Source organism: Paenibacillus urinalis, from assembly GCF_028747985.1.
In the GTDB taxonomy this organism is placed as follows: domain Bacteria; phylum Bacillota; class Bacilli; order Paenibacillales; family Paenibacillaceae; genus Paenibacillus; species Paenibacillus urinalis.
The window spans coordinates 2,310,110-2,325,454 of sequence record NZ_CP118108.1 but is presented as its reverse complement, the minus strand read 5'-3'; the positions used below and the strand labels follow the sequence as shown (position 1 = coordinate 2,325,454).

At 45.1% G+C, this 15,345-nt stretch carries 14 protein-coding genes; 11 read left to right on the top strand and 3 right to left on the bottom strand.

The genetic code is table 11. The annotated features are described in order from the left end of the window. Positions 1 to 6 precede the first annotated feature (6 nt). The 5 genes from PUW25_RS10795 to PUW25_RS10775 all read left to right on the top strand — a co-directional run bounded on the left by PUW25_RS10795 (position 7) and on the right by PUW25_RS10775 (position 6,310). Positions 7 to 1,506, top strand: coding sequence for an ABC transporter permease (locus PUW25_RS10795; protein ID WP_205053816.1), 1,500 nt, complete (start codon positions 7 to 9; stop codon positions 1,504 to 1,506). Between the two features lie 42 nt (positions 1,507 to 1,548). Further along, the gene (locus PUW25_RS10790) at positions 1,549 to 3,372 is read left to right on the top strand and encodes an ABC transporter substrate-binding protein (RefSeq protein WP_274337009.1); all 1,824 of its coding nucleotides are present in this window, start codon (positions 1,549 to 1,551) and stop codon (positions 3,370 to 3,372) included. Between the two features lie 380 nt (positions 3,373 to 3,752). Further along, a complete protein-coding gene (locus PUW25_RS10785) occupies positions 3,753 to 4,334 on the top strand; it encodes a hypothetical protein (RefSeq protein WP_047914030.1) in 582 nt (193 codons plus the stop codon). Between the two features lie 52 nt (positions 4,335 to 4,386). After that, a complete protein-coding gene (locus tag PUW25_RS10780) occupies positions 4,387 to 5,016 on the top strand; it encodes a DedA family protein (RefSeq protein WP_274337008.1) in 630 nt (209 codons plus the stop codon). A gap of 49 nt (positions 5,017 to 5,065) precedes the next feature. Next, the gene (locus PUW25_RS10775; protein WP_205053246.1) at positions 5,066 to 6,310 is read left to right on the top strand and encodes a cytochrome P450; all 1,245 of its coding nucleotides are present in this window, start codon (positions 5,066 to 5,068) and stop codon (positions 6,308 to 6,310) included. Positions 6,311 to 6,444: 134 nt separating this feature from the next. Here the strand turns inward: PUW25_RS10775 and PUW25_RS10770 are convergent, their stop codons facing one another. From PUW25_RS10770 to PUW25_RS10760, 3 genes are all read right to left on the bottom strand, one after another. Continuing rightward, positions 6,445 to 7,077, bottom strand: coding sequence for a hypothetical protein (locus PUW25_RS10770; protein ID WP_205053247.1), 633 nt, complete (start codon positions 7,075 to 7,077; stop codon positions 6,445 to 6,447). Positions 7,078 to 7,106: 29 nt separating this feature from the next. Continuing rightward, the gene (locus PUW25_RS10765; RefSeq protein ID WP_205053248.1) at positions 7,107 to 7,571 is read right to left on the bottom strand and encodes a hypothetical protein; all 465 of its coding nucleotides are present in this window, start codon (positions 7,569 to 7,571) and stop codon (positions 7,107 to 7,109) included. A gap of 122 nt (positions 7,572 to 7,693) precedes the next feature. Further along, positions 7,694 to 8,887 carry a GTP-binding protein gene (locus tag PUW25_RS10760; protein ID WP_274338606.1) on the bottom strand — a complete coding sequence of 398 codons (1,194 nt, stop codon included), beginning with the start codon at positions 8,885 to 8,887 and terminating at the stop codon, positions 7,694 to 7,696. Positions 8,888 to 9,045: 158 nt separating this feature from the next. Between PUW25_RS10760 and PUW25_RS10755 the strand changes: the two genes are divergently transcribed. From PUW25_RS10755 to PUW25_RS10730, 6 genes are all read left to right on the top strand, one after another. Next, positions 9,046 to 9,753, top strand: a complete 708-nt coding sequence (locus PUW25_RS10755) for a response regulator transcription factor (protein ID WP_205053249.1) — start codon at positions 9,046 to 9,048, stop codon at positions 9,751 to 9,753. Continuing rightward, on the top strand, positions 9,750 to 10,733 hold the full coding sequence (locus PUW25_RS10750) for a sensor histidine kinase (protein ID WP_205053250.1): 984 nt from the start codon (positions 9,750 to 9,752) through the stop codon (positions 10,731 to 10,733). The genes PUW25_RS10755 and PUW25_RS10750 overlap by 4 nt, the downstream gene beginning before the upstream one ends. A 200-nt stretch (positions 10,734 to 10,933) precedes the next feature. Then, complete coding sequence (locus PUW25_RS10745; protein WP_143042056.1) at positions 10,934 to 11,683, top strand: ABC transporter ATP-binding protein; 750 nt, start codon at positions 10,934 to 10,936, stop codon at positions 11,681 to 11,683. Continuing rightward, positions 11,680 to 13,623, top strand: a complete 1,944-nt coding sequence (locus PUW25_RS10740) for an ABC transporter permease (protein ID WP_274337007.1) — start codon at positions 11,680 to 11,682, stop codon at positions 13,621 to 13,623. Before PUW25_RS10745 ends, PUW25_RS10740 begins: the two co-directional genes overlap by 4 nt. 50 nt (positions 13,624 to 13,673) lie before the next feature. Beyond that, on the top strand, positions 13,674 to 14,288 hold the full coding sequence (locus tag PUW25_RS10735; RefSeq protein ID WP_047914039.1) for a DedA family protein: 615 nt from the start codon (positions 13,674 to 13,676) through the stop codon (positions 14,286 to 14,288). A 44-nt stretch (positions 14,289 to 14,332) separates the two neighbouring features. Beyond that, positions 14,333 to 15,190 (top strand): undecaprenyl-diphosphate phosphatase, encoded by an 858-nt coding sequence (locus tag PUW25_RS10730; protein ID WP_274337004.1) that lies wholly within the window; start codon positions 14,333 to 14,335, stop codon positions 15,188 to 15,190. Positions 15,191 to 15,345: the final 155 nt, after the last annotated feature.

The window sequence follows — 15,345 nt, the reverse complement described above, 5'->3', positions numbered from 1 at the left end:
ATGTCCATGGTATTAAAGCAGGCTTCTCGTTCCGGACAGCTTAAACTATCTACCGAATATGTACAATCTCAATTTACATGGGTTGTCTCTCTTGCTCTTACGCTGATCTTTCTATTTAACAGTTTCGATTGGGGCACAGGCAGTATGCAGACTATTGGCTTCACGGCTTTTGCAGCCTATGGCCTGTTTACGATTCTGCAGATCATCATCACTGTTCTTATAAGGACAGATCTGATGAAGCATGGCGAGATCCGCGGCTCTACAAGAGCGCTGGGATATGTGCAGCTGCTGTCCGTTGCGACAGGCAACATTTTTATCGTCGCTTCCGCATTCCATTTGATCAAGAAGAAAAAGTCCGCCGAGTATACACTCGCCGTATACCTACTTCTTACTCAGCTGTTTGTCATTGTATTATCTGCGTTGAATTTATTTAAGCCTTATGTATCCGACACATTTCTTCCTGCCATGTTTGTACTTGCGGTCGTCCTTCTGTTCGATCTCATCGTCCTTGGCTTGACAGCGAAATATGTCAGCTATGATCAGGCACCAAAATGGATGGTTTACATCGCAGTTCCACTGATCATCACGAGCATTACAGGCAACCTGTTTGCTTTACTGTTAGGTGTGAGTCTGCTGATTAAAGTACGCAGCTCTTATACGGTAACTTCCGGCAAGTGGGAACGCGTGTGGGGGAAAATTACGCAAAATACGACTTCGATGCTGGGTCTATTTTTCATCATTCTGATGTTCGCCATATCGGTATGCAGCTATTTCACATTTGACTATGATATGGCTATCGAGAACAATTACAGCGCTATCTTGCAGACACCAAGTCTGAGCTATCCCTTGGGAACCGATCATTTCGGTCGAGACTTGTTCTCCCGTATCGTATTCGGCGCAAGAATATCGCTCATCGTAGGCTTCATGTCCACCTTAATTCCGGTTATTATAGGCGGAATACTTGGAGCACTAGCAGGCTATTATGGTCGACGTGCTGACAATGTAATTATGCGTTTACTGGACGTTCTGTACGCTATTCCCGGTATATTGCTGGCCATCGCCATCATCGCTGCATTTGGTGCAAATACAACGAACTTGATCATTGCACTCAGTGTTGGCTCGATACCGACCTACGCAAGAACGATGCGCGCTAACGTACTCATGGTATCGAATTTCGAGTATGTCGATGCTGCCCGAGCCTTTGGCTCAAGCAACCTGTCTATCATTTTCAAGCACATTGTACCAAACTCGCTTGCGCCTATGATTGTCAAGTCGACACTTACGATCGGCGGAGCTGTTATCGCAACAAGTAGTCTGAGTTATTTGGGATTAGGCGTAGAGCCTCACATTCCGGAATGGGGCAATATTCTGAAGGTGGGCAGTACTTATCTTGAATCTCACTCTTATCTCGCCATCTACCCAGGTCTAGCGATCGTTGCGCTTGTCTTGTCGTTCAACTTCTTGGGAGACGGACTGCGAGACGCCCTTGATCCCAAGCTTGATTAAAGCCATCATGTTCATTCATACATTATAAGGAGGAACTTTCCCATGAAAAAAAGTCTACTACCTCTCTTGCTTGCCCTCGTTATGGTTATAGCAGGATGCTCTGTCAATACGAAATCGGATGTTGCGGAGCAAAATGAACCTACAGCTAACGAACAAACGCCCGAAGCCGGTGCAGTTCAAATCGAGCTGCTTGCTACCAGTGCCAATGAATCCGATGTCAATATTATTCGCGATCAGCTCGTGAAGAACGGCTTTGACGTCAAGCTGAACCTGCAGCCGGACTACGGCAGCTTCAAAGCTCAGCAGGATGCAGGCAATTATGATGTAGCCCTCTCCAGCTGGACTACGGTCACAGGGAATCCGGATTATGCTGTCCGCTCTTTGTTCAAGAGCGGCGGAGATTACAGCATCATGGCAGATCCCGAAGTTGACAAATTAATTGATGAAGCAAGTACACAAGCACCTGATGAATATCAGGCGACATACAAAGCTCTTGAAGATTATCTGGTCTTCGACAAAGCTTATATCGCACCGCTCTACATCTCTCTGAAGAGCCAAGGTATTAACCAAGACGTACTGAATGCAGATACCGTCCGACTGTCCAAATCCCGTTCTCAGGTATGGGAATCCATTGACTTCAATGATACCAGCAAGCGTGACACAGACCCGCTGCTCCTTACACAATCCATCTCCACTCTGACTTCACTGGATCCAATTAAGGGGAATGACGGTTCAATCAACGCATTGAATACCAATATGTATGTTCGTCTTGTCAATCTGACAGATGATGACCAAATTACTTCAGAAGACTCATTGTCCTTAAACAATGTCATTGCTGAAGGAAATTCAGAATACTATTTTGTACTGCGTGACGATATCCATTTTGCCAAAATTACGGATAAGCAAGCTGCAGATTCGGGAGAGCGCGTCGGAGCAGAGGATGTTGTATTCTCTCTGAATCGTGCTAAGGATCCTAACTCCGTTCCGGATCACCGCACCTACTCTCTGCATGAGCACATTCAAGATGTTGAGATCGTGACCGATCTGGCTGCACTTGAAGGTGTACAACAAGCAGGCAGCGGAGACAGCGTGAAGCAAGCACTTGAGACTGGCCTTGACGGACAAATTACAGAGCTTGTCGCTGACAAAACACTGGCAGATAACAAAGCAGGCAAGTATCAAGTTGTGAAGCTGACGACTACAGAGCCTTTCCCTCAGGTTCTTAACTATCTGGCTCACCAATCCGCAGGAATCGTGTCCGAGAAGCAAGTGAAGAGCATCAACACTTATGATGTAGCAAGCTTCGACGTTAACAAGGATATTCCTTATGGTGATCAAAACACAGTAACCGAAGGCGACAAGTACAAGAATACGCTATATGCGAGTGGTCCTTACATTCTGTCCTACAAGAATGACTACGAAGCTGTATTCTACAAAAACCCGGGCTATATGACCGGAACTGAGCATGAGCCTAAAATTTCAACGGTGATCGTGAAGTTCATTAAAGACGCTGACAGTGCTCTCTCTGCTCTTCGCAGTGGTGAGATCCATATGTATTATGGTGTTCCAGAAACGAAATATGATCTGGTAGAACAAGACAGCAAGCTCAAGCTTCAAACGATGGAAAGCAACGGAGTAAGTTACCTCTTGTTTAATACAAAGGGACGAGATGTAGCGGAGAGTGAAGATTTGAGAAAATCCGTACTTTACTCCATTAATCAAGATGAGATTCTTGCCTTCTATAATGGAAACAAAATCAAAGCTTCGTCAACGGTAAGTCCGCTTGTGAAGACTGGAAATGAGCTAGTAGCTGATTCGGCTAAGGTTAAAGAATTCCTTGCCAGCTATCAGGCGAGTAAACAGTAAGCTCTGTCCAGTATAGCCTTCAGTAAAAAGAGGATAGTCTTCCTAGAACCGGGAGCGCTATCCTCTTTGTTATATTAGGATTTTGTCTCTATTTTCCAGTATTCGCTTAGCCTGAATTTCACCTCTTCTAACGCATAGGATCCCTTCCATGACCGTATACATAGAGATACACTCCGCACACATCACAATATGGATACTGCCCCCATATTCACATACTTCTTGAAATTCATGTTAATAAGACAATATTGTAATAATCCTAGTCTTAAGACTAGGATTCATATAGACTATAGTCAAGATGCAAAACAATACCCCAGTACGTTTATAACTGCTTGCTAACAAGCTAGAATGGGTTTATCGATTTGTTGGAGGGGAAAAGTTACATGTCAGCGAATAGTTACATTTATATCGTTCTGACTTCTTCAGGTACGTATTTTTCTAAAATGATTAAATATTATACGAAAGCACCGCTGAACCATGCGTCGATTGCTTTTGATGCTGAACTGAACGAAGTATACAGCTTTGGCCGCAAGAACGCAGCCAATCCATTCAATGCCGGACTCGTCCGCGAGGATTATCGCTCGCCCTTCTTTCACACCTCTGAGTGCGCGGTATTTAGACTGAAAGTTACAGCTGAACAATATGAAACCATGCACCACCTGGTTAAGGAAATGATGAACAAGCAGCATACTTACAAATATCATCTATTAGGATTAATCGGAGTGATGCTGCAGATTGAGCTCCATAGGGAGAATGCGTATTTTTGCTCTCAATTCGTATCCTATGTGCTCAGCCAGGCGGGTGTTTCTCCTGTTCGGAAGCCGCCTCACTTTGTAAAGCCTTCAGATTTTGAAGATGCAGATATGCTGCAAGAGCTGTTCCGGGGAAGCCTTGCTGCCTATACGAAGCAGCCCGAATCACTTAATTCAGGCGGTATGGAGATCATTAAGGCCCGTATAATATAATGAATTTACCCTTTGTTTTACAATTTGGAACAAGATAGGATGTTTATATCAAATGGGCTATGAAATTTTATTAGACCTCATAGGAAGCATTGGATACTTTGCCTTATTCCTCGTATTGTGTCTTGGCTTGATTGGTCTTCCGATTCCCAACGAAGTCGTCGTCATGACAGCAGGTATGCTTGGCGCTTCAGGAGTTCTGATCGAGGTGCCTGCTTTTTTGGCGACAGCCCTGGGAATCTGTTCGGCCATGACTGTGGGTTATATCGTCGGACGGCACTTAACACAAACCAGTATCTTTAAAAGCTTAAGAAGAACGGAGAAGACAGAGCGTTTTTTCGCGATTTCTGAAAAATGGGTTGCCAAATATGGTGGCTTCGCTATCAGCCTCAGTCTATGTCTGCCCATATTAAGGCATGTTACGATGTATGTCGTGGGTATGAACTCCATGTCGTACCGCAATTTTGCGGCCTTCGCCTATCCATCTGCCTTTCTATGGACTCTAGTTTATTATTTGATAGGCAGAACGCTTGGAGATCATATTCTTGAGATCGGTGCGCTCATTAACCAGTACGGCATACTGATACTGATTGCATTAGTTACTCTGCTCGTCCTTTATGTGCTGTACCTGTACTTCCGCAGCAAGCAAAATCCAGAGAACAAGGAAAAGTCGATGAAGATTTGAATTGGTAAGGCTTATGATCCTAATCCTACGAAAATGGAGGCACTTAACCATGCATCATCTTGAATCGCAGCTTACAGCCCAGGAAATTGCTCATTTCTTCAGCGGTTTCCAGCCGGAACTACATAGCAATCCGTATCCATTCTATCAACGCTTGCGCAGCGAGCATCCGGTCGTCTATTTGGAGGATCGGTGGATGTGGATCGTTTCCAAATATGAGCATGTGCAGTCCATCCTTAAGAGTCCTCTCATGATACGTGAACGAGAGCGTCTCTTGACAGAGCAGGAACGGAAAGAATTACCATCTCCCCGCTATCAGAATATTCAATCCCTTGTGAAGGACTGGATGCTGTTTCGAGATCCGCCTGAGCATACCCGGCTTCGCAGTCATGTTGCCTATGCGTTTACTCCAAAGACGCTCGAGCAGAGCAGGCCGAAGATTTATTCCATTGCAGAATCCTTGGCTGATCAATTGGAATTGAACCCGGATTCTAACTTTATGCAGACCTTTGCCTTCCCGCTCCCTGTCGTTGTTATTGCGGATATGCTGGGTGTACCGGAGGAAGATCGGGAGTTTTTCAAAAAATGGTCGAACACGCTTGCCAAGCTGCTTGATGTGTCGCTGATGGATGATAATTTTTTTGAAGAAGCAGATCGCTCCTCAGCCGAGATCAGAGATTATTTTAAACAATTCGTACAAGCACGGAGAAAATCCCCTCAGGATGATATCATCAGCCAATTAATTCATGTGCAGCAGGAAGAGCACAAACTCAGTGACGAAGAGCTTATCAATAATTGTATCCTGCTCTTGGTTGCCGGTCATGAGACGACGGTGAACCTGATCGGTAATGGAACAAAGACATTGCTGGAGCATCCTGAATCCTATGAAATGCTCGCTGCTAACCCGGAGCTCACAACCTCAGCTGTTGAAGAAATGCTAAGATATGAGTCTCCTGTGCAATTCACCAATCGAGTCGCTTCTGTAGATGTAGAATATGGAGGTAAGCTGATCCCGCAAAAGGCCGAGATTCTCGTTAACCTGGGCGCCGCCAACCGGGATCCAGATTATTTTCATGACCCGGATGTATTTGATATTACACGCAGTAAAAACCGGCATTTCTCCTTTGCAAGTGGTGCTCATTTCTGCCTTGGTGCACCGCTTGCTAGAATGGAAGCCGCTATTGCTTTCGAAGTGCTTACTCGCCGTTTTCCTCATATGACAATGGGTGGAAGATCTCCTGTGTGGCGGGATAATGTGCTGCTCAGAGGACTTGAATCCTTGTATGTAAAGGTATAGAAATTACTGCGTTATCCTTATCGCAACACAGCAGAAGAGCCGGTGTAGCTGAGTCATTAGATGATGACCCAGCAAACCGGCTCTTTATTTTTCCCTAATTTATAGCTTACTGTAATCCTTGCCTGCGTTCAGTTCTAATATTCTCCATTGCTCGTCTGTTCCAGCATTGTATACATGACATATACCGTATCATTGAATGCAATCTCGTCCTGCAGTGCTGTCTCGTCTTTAGGACTAAAAGTGTTTATCCTGTCCTTGGTGTTCATGCGCAGGACACCTAATATTTGAGGTTCACCCAACTGTAGCTCAACGCGCTCCTCATCAGTGAAGCCATCGTCCCAAGCCACTGAAAAAGGAGCGTCTTCATTCATTTGGATGGAGGGTAATTCCGTAAGACTGGTACTTCCACTTCCGGCGTACAGCTTGCCGTATTTATGCTGCTGACCCTTATCCAAGATCAGGAATCCCCATTTGGTTCCTGATAACATATCAGGGTCAAACTCAGAAGCAAGCCCCAATATTTTGTCATGCAGCTCCCCATCTAGATAAACATCTGTCCATAGGCTGATTCTCAGCAGTTGACCCTCAAGCTCTTCTGGGATTGTCAGGTCATAAAATCGGGCTGTTCCCAATCTCAGGTCATCAAATGTTTGGGAATAAGCCTCCGAATCAGAATACTCAAGCGTAACTGCACTCGAATCCTTAGCACACCCTCCTATCCACAAAATACTGCTCATGAGCAATGCAATCCATTGATTACGTTTCACGTCTTATACTCACCTCACTGCTATAAACGTTATTTATAGTAAGAAGTTTGTTTAAAATTTCGCGCAACAGCGGCAAGCAGGTAACAAAACGACCGATTATGTCCTATATAAAAGGAAGAAACATCGTACCTGCCTCTGCCTGGTTCATACGTAACCAGAAGCCGATTTCCCATCCGTTCCATGGCATACTGCACAAAATATTCGGTAACCGGACCATCCAGCATGGTAACATAAGCATATAAGGAGTGATCATCCGCCTCATCCAATATACTGACTCCTGCACACGAAAATTCAGTTGGGATGGAAGCTTCTTGAAGTGCCATTAAAGCCGGGTATATTGCAGCATCTACGGACACTCCATTAAAATCACACAGCGCTTTGCCTGCGGTTATCGGTTTGGAACGCTCGATCCAGGCAGCCAGCTCTCTTCTCCTTCTCGTCCACAGGTTGGAGGATTGCTGACTGATGAGCAGCTCTTTCTCTGCTTCCAGCATAATGAAGCCACCACACTTCTTCATATATATTTATTATTACTATATAGCAGCTCTTGGTTTAAATCCAACGATCGTAAGAGATCGTTCACTATCTAACATTCCTAAATTTCATTTATTGCTTCTTAAGCTTGTGTCTGCACCCATGGTAAAGGATTTGACAGCTGAGACCAGTCCATCGTCATCTCCGCATCGGTGAGCAGACATTCGTCCAATTCAGCCTCAAGCATCGACTGATCCATCTCAATTCCGATCATTACGATCTCATTCATACGATCTCCGAATTCGTCATCCCATTTACTTCGGAGCTCCGGTTCCTCGGCTAAGAGCTCGTCCCGCTCCTGCTCCGGCAATGCTGCCACCCAGTATCCGGCTGGACCAAATTGAATAGAAGGTCCCGCTTGACTAATACTTGCCGCCATATCCTCCTGTGCTGCAATCCAGGCAAGTCCTTTAGCCCGGACAACCTCCTCCGGCCAGGTTCCCATAAATTCCGCGAGGCGCTCGGGGTGAAAGGGTCTTCTGCGTCGATAAACAAAAGAACTTATGCCGTATTCATCTGTTTCTGGTGTATGTGTCTCCTTCTGCAGCTCTTTAATCCAGCCGGGAGACAGACTCGCCTTCTCAAAATCAAACCGACCTGTATTTAAAATTTCCTTCGGATCGATCTGTCCCTGAATAGTCCGAATAAAATGTGCCTCTGGCTGCAGTTTGCGCAGAATACGCTCTATTCGAATAAGCTCTTGCTCGTGGACAAGATCGCACTTGTTCAATACAAGCACATTGCACATTTCAATCTGGTCGATGAGCAGATCTACGACATCTCGTGTATCCTCTTCTCCCGTTCCCTGGTTTCGGTCTAGCAGACTCTCTCCGGAAGAGTAATCATGCCAGAACCGATTGGCATCAACTACGGTGACCATACAATCCAGTTTTGCATAAGACGTTAGATCAATACCTGAAGCATCGTCAGCATAATAGAAGGTCTGTGCTACCGGCATGGGTTCCGAGATCCCTGTAGACTCAATCAGAATGTAATCAAACCGCTTCTCTTCCGATAAGCGCTTGATCTCATGCATCAGATCCTCACGTAATGTACAGCATATACAGCCATTAGATAATTCTACCAGCTGCTCTTCTGTCCTCGACAGATCTGCTCCGCCTTTAATCAAAGCTGCATCGATGTTGATCTCACTCATATCATTCACGATGACTGCAACCTTCAAGCCCTCACGATTGTTCAATACATAATTCAGCATGGTCGTTTTCCCTGACCCTAAATATCCACTAAGTACGGTAACTGGTATTTGTTCTTTCAAAGATAAATCCCCCTGCTGTTTTCTTATTAGTAATTATTACGATTAACAAAAGTGAATATACCTCTCTTTCTCTCACTTGTCAACTCAAATTACTGCTTCTTTTTATCAAACCAATAAATTTGGTACAATCATTACATATTCCACGAAGGAGAATAGAAATGTTTAAAATAATGATCGTTGAGGACGACCGGTCTCTGGTATCACTGCTTGTTGAACACTTACATAAATTCGGATTTGAAACCTACGCCGTACAGCAGTTTGATTTCGTACTTAGGGAATTCGAAGACTACCAGCCCCATCTGGTACTGCTGGATGTCAATCTTCCGAGCTATGACGGCTACTACTGGTGCAGACAAATCCGCGGTATTTCAACCTGTCCCATCGTGTTCATCTCCGCAAGAGACAGTAAGATGGATCAAGTGATGGCACTCGAAAATGGAGCGGATGATTATCTCACCAAGCCCTTTGATTATGATATCGTCATTGCGAAGCTGAACAGTCATCTGAGAAGAGCCTTCGGCTCGTACGCTGCTCCTTCCAATGACCGGACCGTTACACTTGCTGGTCTTACTCTTGATATGGAACGACTTGCCTTATTTTATATGGATCAGAAGCTTGAGATTAGTCATACCGAAGCCAAAATGATGGATGAATTCATGAGCAAGCCTGGGCAGGTTGTCAGCCGCGACCGACTATTGGAGAAGATCTGGGATGAGCATTCCTATGTAGATGACAACACACTGAATGTATACATAACACGTGTTCGCAAGAAGCTTGCCGGACTTGGATTGCCGGGTGTCCTTGAGACGATACGAGGAATAGGCTATCGTCTTCATCCGGAGCTTCAAGTGGAGTCTAAAGCATGAAGCAGGAGTTTAAACTGTTTTTGCGGGAACAAACTCCTCTTATCTTTATTTATTGCATTCAACTGGCTGTCATCACGTTTGTATATTGGCTTGGCGGCTTCAAGGACTGGTCCATCGCGCTGTATGCAGCTCTACTCAGCGGTGCATTGTTTGCTTCTTATCTGACATACCGATACTTAACACACCGTCGGTTTTACATGAGGCTATCCGAGCCCGTAACCTCGGTTGAAGAGATCACTTACACTTCAGAACACGCTCCCTTGGCTGAGAGCTTACAGCAGCTTATGCTGAGCCATAATCGTGTGTATCAAACTCGTCTTCTTGGCGTTAAGGAGCAGCTTGATCAGCATATCCACTTTATTCATCAGTGGGTGCATCAGATGAAGACCCCGCTGTCCGTGCTCCACCTGATGAATCAAGGACGTGATGATGAAGAGTCCGCTGCGATGGGTGATGAGCTTGACCGGATGCGCAAGGGTCTTGATATGGTGCTGTATGCGGCAAGACTTGATTCATTCGAGCATGATTTATATATTGAATCCGTGTCATTAAATACCTTGGTCAGATCTGTTACTTCAGAGCAAAAACGCTTATTTATTCGTAATCATGTCTTTCCTTATATGGAGATTGACCCTCAGCTTCAAGTGATCTCTGATGAAAAATGGCTGAAGTTTATCGTTACCCAGCTGTTGACCAATGCCGTGAAGTATTCGGGAGGCAGGAACAAGAAGATCTGGTTCCGCGGATATATGCAGGAAGATCAGATTATCCTGTCCGTGGAAGACGAGGGAATCGGCATTCCGTCAGGCGATCTAACCCGTGTGTTCGATCCTTTCTTCACAGGAGAGAATGGAAGAACTGTCCAGGAATCTACTGGGATGGGGCTCTATCTGGTTAAGGAAGTAGCCGACAGACTTGGTCATTCCATCACTATAACCTCCGAACAGCACCATGGAACAACGATTCAATTGCTATTTTAGTGGATGCTCAAGCCATGCTATGGGCGATTGAATCTATTTCATAGTACCTTTAGCTGCTTCAATCAAAGGTATATAGATCAACATGATTTTGATTGTCTTACAAATCTGTAAGCTAACTGTAAGCCTGCATACTAGCCATCACTTGGGACGGTTCATTATAATGAGTACAACGAAATAAAGAAAGAGAGGTGACTGTGACCGTGCCGCTGTTGGAAGTACAGAACGTGTCCAAAATATATGACGGTTACTCACATGATAAAGCGCTGGACAATGTTCGGTTTCAAGTAAGAGACGGAGAGTTCGTTGGCATTATGGGACCATCCGGCAGCGGCAAAACGACGCTGCTGAATGCGATAGCGACGATCGATCCTCCCTCTTCCGGAGAAATTCGGATCAGCGGTCACAATGCATATCAAATGACAGCCGAGGAAATGGCGCTGTTTCGCAGACGCAGACTTGGCTTCGTATTCCAGGACTTTAACCTCTTAGAATCACTCACTGTAGAAGAAAATATATTGCTTCCACTGACATTTGACCATGTGCCGCAGGACGAAATGCACAGAAGACTCAGCCATGTGCTGTCTAGACTTGGCATTGAGTCTATACGAAATCGAATGATCTACGAAATCTCAGGAGGTCAGAAGCAGAAGACAGCGATTGGAAGAGCCATTATTCATGAGCCTGCCGTCGTGCTTGCCGATGAGCCCACTGGAAATCTGGATTCGAAATCGGGCAGAGATGTAATGAATCTGCTGAAGATGCTGCATGAACAAGAGCAGGCGACACTGCTCATGGTGACGCATGATGCATATGCTGCAAGCTACTGCGAGCGTGTCATTTTTATTAAGGACGGGAAGCTGTATAACGAGATTTACAGAGGAGACAACCGGCAGGCTTTCTTCCAAAAGATTATGGATATGCTGGCACTGCTCGGTGGAGACCGCCCATGACGGTAAGACAGCTGGCCTTGAGGAACGTCATCCGGGGCATCAGAACGTATGCAGCTTATTTTTTATGCAGTGCGTTTTCCGTCATGATTTTTTTTGTAAATGCCTTGCTCATTTTTCATCCGGATATCAGAAACGGGCTAAGCTCGGAAACGGCTGTTCAAGCATTTGTAGTCGCAGAATGCATGATTTTTGTATTCTCCTTCTTGTTTGTGCTGTATTCCGTAAGCTCTTTTCTCACCTCGAGAAAAAAGGAATTCGGCATCTTTATGCTGCACGGCATGACGCTGGCCCAGCTTGGCAAGATGATATTCCTTGAGAACATGATTATTGGATTGCTATCCATTATCTTTGGAACGTTTGCAGGAACATTGTTTGCCAAGCTGTTCTTTATGGCCAGTGCCAAAGCGCTTGAGATTGCATCACTGCCATTTTATCTGTCGCCGTCTTCCTTGCTGCTCACGATCGGGGCATTTGTGCTGCTATTTCTACTCATATCGGCATACACATCTAGAATGGTAAGGACAAGCAAGCTGATCGAGTTATTCCAAGCAATGCCCAGGAGGGAAAAGGCACCCAACGCCTCTCCTGTTCTATCGGCTCTGTCACTCGTATTGCTGACGATTGGGTACATATTCGCAGTTACAGCGGATACGTTTACGATCTATGACAGAGTTGTACCTGTCGTAGTGATCACGACGGCGGGGACTTATCTGCTATACTCGCACCTTGGGGTGTACTGTCTTCAGTATTTCCGGAAAACACGCGGCAGAAGAATGAATGGCAGACATTTACTGACCTTGATCGGGCTGTCTTCCCGGTTGAAGGAACAATCCCGTATGTTTTTTGCAGTGACCATGTTATCAACGATCTCCTTCTGCTCGCTTGGTGTATTTGCTTCTATTAATGTCGTGTCCGGACTGTTTGAAGAGGATTATCCTGCTGCTGTCGGATATGTATCCAAGACCGGAAATCCTTATCGTGAGGAGCATCTGTCAGAAATCAGAGCAGAGCTGAGCGAGCGAAAGCTCGACTATACGGAGGATCAAATCAAGATCAAATATGCTTCTGTACAGCCGAGCTCTGAGCATGTTGAGATCGCGAGAAATGAACTTCCTGTCATTTCATACGCAGATTACAAGCAGGCGGTACTGCAGGCCGGATTTACGTTGACCGAGCAAGGACCGGGCTACAATGAGGCGATCCTCATGATCAGCTCACAGAATGACCGCAGCAAGACAAGACATTGGAACAAAAGAGAATACATGCTGAATGAGCCTCAGATCGCCATTACGGAGATCGGATTCACGGATCATGTCATTATTCCCGATAATTTGCTCGATGACTTTGACGAGAGCTTTGAGGCCGTTATTATACATGACGCGCTATATCAACAGATCAAGCAGCCTGCGAGACAGGACGTCTATACCGGCTTTTATTTGGACGATTTTACTCAAACGGCCTTTGTTGCTAGTGATTTGGCTGATCATGGCCGTACTCGTTACGATGCTCACAAGTCCTACTCTATCTCGGTCAGTGGAACCTTGTATATCTTGAGAGAGAGCATGTACCGTATCCTGCTGTTTATTGCCATGCTCCTTGCTGCCGTGTTCTTCATCGCTGCTGGCAGCTTCCTGTACTTCAGGCTGTATGCCGATCTGGATCGAGATCGGAAGCAATACCTGACATTAATGAAGCTGGGCTTAACTGACAAAGAATTCAAACGAATGGTAACCTGGCAGCTGGCAACGATGTTCTTCTTACCGACTTTCGTAGCGGTCATTCACAGCATTTTTGCATTCATTGCATTGCAGAGCTTGTTCTACTTGTCCATTGCTACTAAAATGGGAGTTGTGCTTTTTAGCTTTATGCTTGCTCAGGTGTTATACTTTTTCTTTATTAGGTTTCATTATTTAAGAAACTTAAAGAAAACGCTCCTCTAATGAATGAGGAATAAGACTAGAAAATTCATAGGATTTACAGGAGGTATATCTTGCAAAACTGGATTACTGATTTTATGGAGCAGTTTGGCTATATCGGCATTGCTCTAATTATCGCCCTTGAAAATGTATTTCCACCAATTCCTTCGGAAATCGTACTTCCTTTTGGCGGATTCATGACCACTTATTCGGACCTTACCGTTCCGGGAGTCATCATTGCAGCTACCATCGGTTCTGTTGCCGGTGCCATCATTCTATATGGAATCGGTCTGCTTCTCGATGTTGAACGTCTGGAGAAGATCATTGACCGCTGGGGCCATATCCTCCGCGTCAAAAAAGAAGACATCCGCAAGGCTGATGCTTGGTTTGATAAATACGGATACTGGACTGTTCTCTTCTGCCGTATGATTCCGTTGATCCGAAGCCTGATTTCAATCCCTGCCGGTATGTCCAACATGAAATTTGGACTATTTCTATTGTTCACCACGATAGGTACGGTCATCTGGAATACCATTCTCGTAATGGTCGGTGCGGCTCTCGGTGAGAATTGGCACTCGATAACTGAATTTATGGATGTGTACTCCAATATTGCGTACGCGGTTATTGCTGTGGTTGGTATCGCCTTTTTGATCTGGTTCTTCCGCCGCAACAAAAAACGTGCTAAATAAAATGTTAAGCTGTTACCAGATGTAAAAGGAGAAGTGAGTAATTCATGGAATTTGATTTTATTAATCTACTTAAATCGATCATTCTAGGGATCGTGGAGGGCTTAACGGAATTTGCTCCGGTATCCTCAACAGGTCATATGATCATCGTGGATGATATGTGGCTGAACTCCAAGGAGTTCTTGACTCAATATGTTGCAAACACATTTAAGGTTGTTATTCAGCTCGGTTCGATCCTAGCCGTTGTTGTCGTCTTCAAAGACCGATTTATTAATCTGCTCGGGCTTGACCGATTGTGGAGTAAGAACAAAGCTGCTGCTATACCTGCTTCGGGAACGAATCGTTTGAAGCTGATGCAAGTCATTGTTGGCTTAATTCCTGCAGGTGTGCTTGGTCTCTTGTTCGAGGATTATATCGATGAGCATCTATTCTCGGTAAATACCGTACTTATCGGGCTTGTTATTGGTGCATTCTTTATGATTGCAGCTGATCTCTTCGCTCCGAAGACACCAAGAGTAGAGACTGTAGATCAGATGAGCTACAAGCAAGCTCTATCCATCGGACTTATTCAATGCTTGTCCTTGTGGCCAGGGTTCTCCAGATCTGGCTCGACGATCTCCGGTGGTGTACTCCTAGGGATGAGCCATCGCGCTGCTTCCGATTTCACCTTCATTATGGCGGTGCCTGTCATGTTCGGTGCAAGCTTCCTGTCCCTTGTGAAGAACTGGGAGTACTTTACGCTTGATGCATTGCCATATTTCATTGCTGGTTTTGTAGCTGCATTTATATTTGCACTCATCTCCATTCGCTTCTTCCTGAAGCTGATTAACCGTGTGAAGCTGGTGCCATTCGCGATCTATCGTATCATTCTCGCAGCTGTTATTTATTTCGTATTTGTAATGTAGTGAAATCATATCATTTATAAACAACAGAAGAGGAGATCCTGTAGATTCAATACAGGTCTCCTCTTCTGTTATTTTAACGAGACAGACTTAACGCTTACTGGAACTCAGCTGAATAATCATCAAGATGAGCACAAGCAGCTGGATGAGCAATTCCG

Bases quoted from the DNA above. Each gene is read 5' to 3' on its own strand.
- PUW25_RS10790 (WP_274337009.1), top strand. From the start codon at position 1,549: ATGAAAAAAAGTCTACTACCTCTCTTGCTTGCCCTCGTTATGGTTATA.
- PUW25_RS10785 (WP_047914030.1), top strand. From the start codon at position 3,753: ATGTCAGCGAATAGTTACATTTATATCGTTCTGACTTCTTCAGGTACG.
- PUW25_RS10750 (WP_205053250.1), top strand. From the start codon at position 9,750: ATGAAGCAGGAGTTTAAACTGTTTTTGCGGGAACAAACTCCTCTTATC.
- PUW25_RS10775 (WP_205053246.1), top strand. From the start codon at position 5,066: ATGCATCATCTTGAATCGCAGCTTACAGCCCAGGAAATTGCTCATTTC.
- PUW25_RS10765 (WP_205053248.1), bottom strand. From the start codon at position 7,571: ATGCTGGAAGCAGAGAAAGAGCTGCTCATCAGTCAGCAATCCTCCAAC.
- PUW25_RS10755 (WP_205053249.1), top strand. From the start codon at position 9,046: ATGTTTAAAATAATGATCGTTGAGGACGACCGGTCTCTGGTATCACTG.
- PUW25_RS10780 (WP_274337008.1), top strand. From the start codon at position 4,387: ATGGGCTATGAAATTTTATTAGACCTCATAGGAAGCATTGGATACTTT.
- PUW25_RS10730 (WP_274337004.1), top strand. From the start codon at position 14,333: ATGGAATTTGATTTTATTAATCTACTTAAATCGATCATTCTAGGGATC.
- PUW25_RS10740 (WP_274337007.1), top strand. From the start codon at position 11,680: ATGACGGTAAGACAGCTGGCCTTGAGGAACGTCATCCGGGGCATCAGA.
- PUW25_RS10795 (WP_205053816.1), top strand. From the start codon at position 7: ATGGTATTAAAGCAGGCTTCTCGTTCCGGACAGCTTAAACTATCTACC.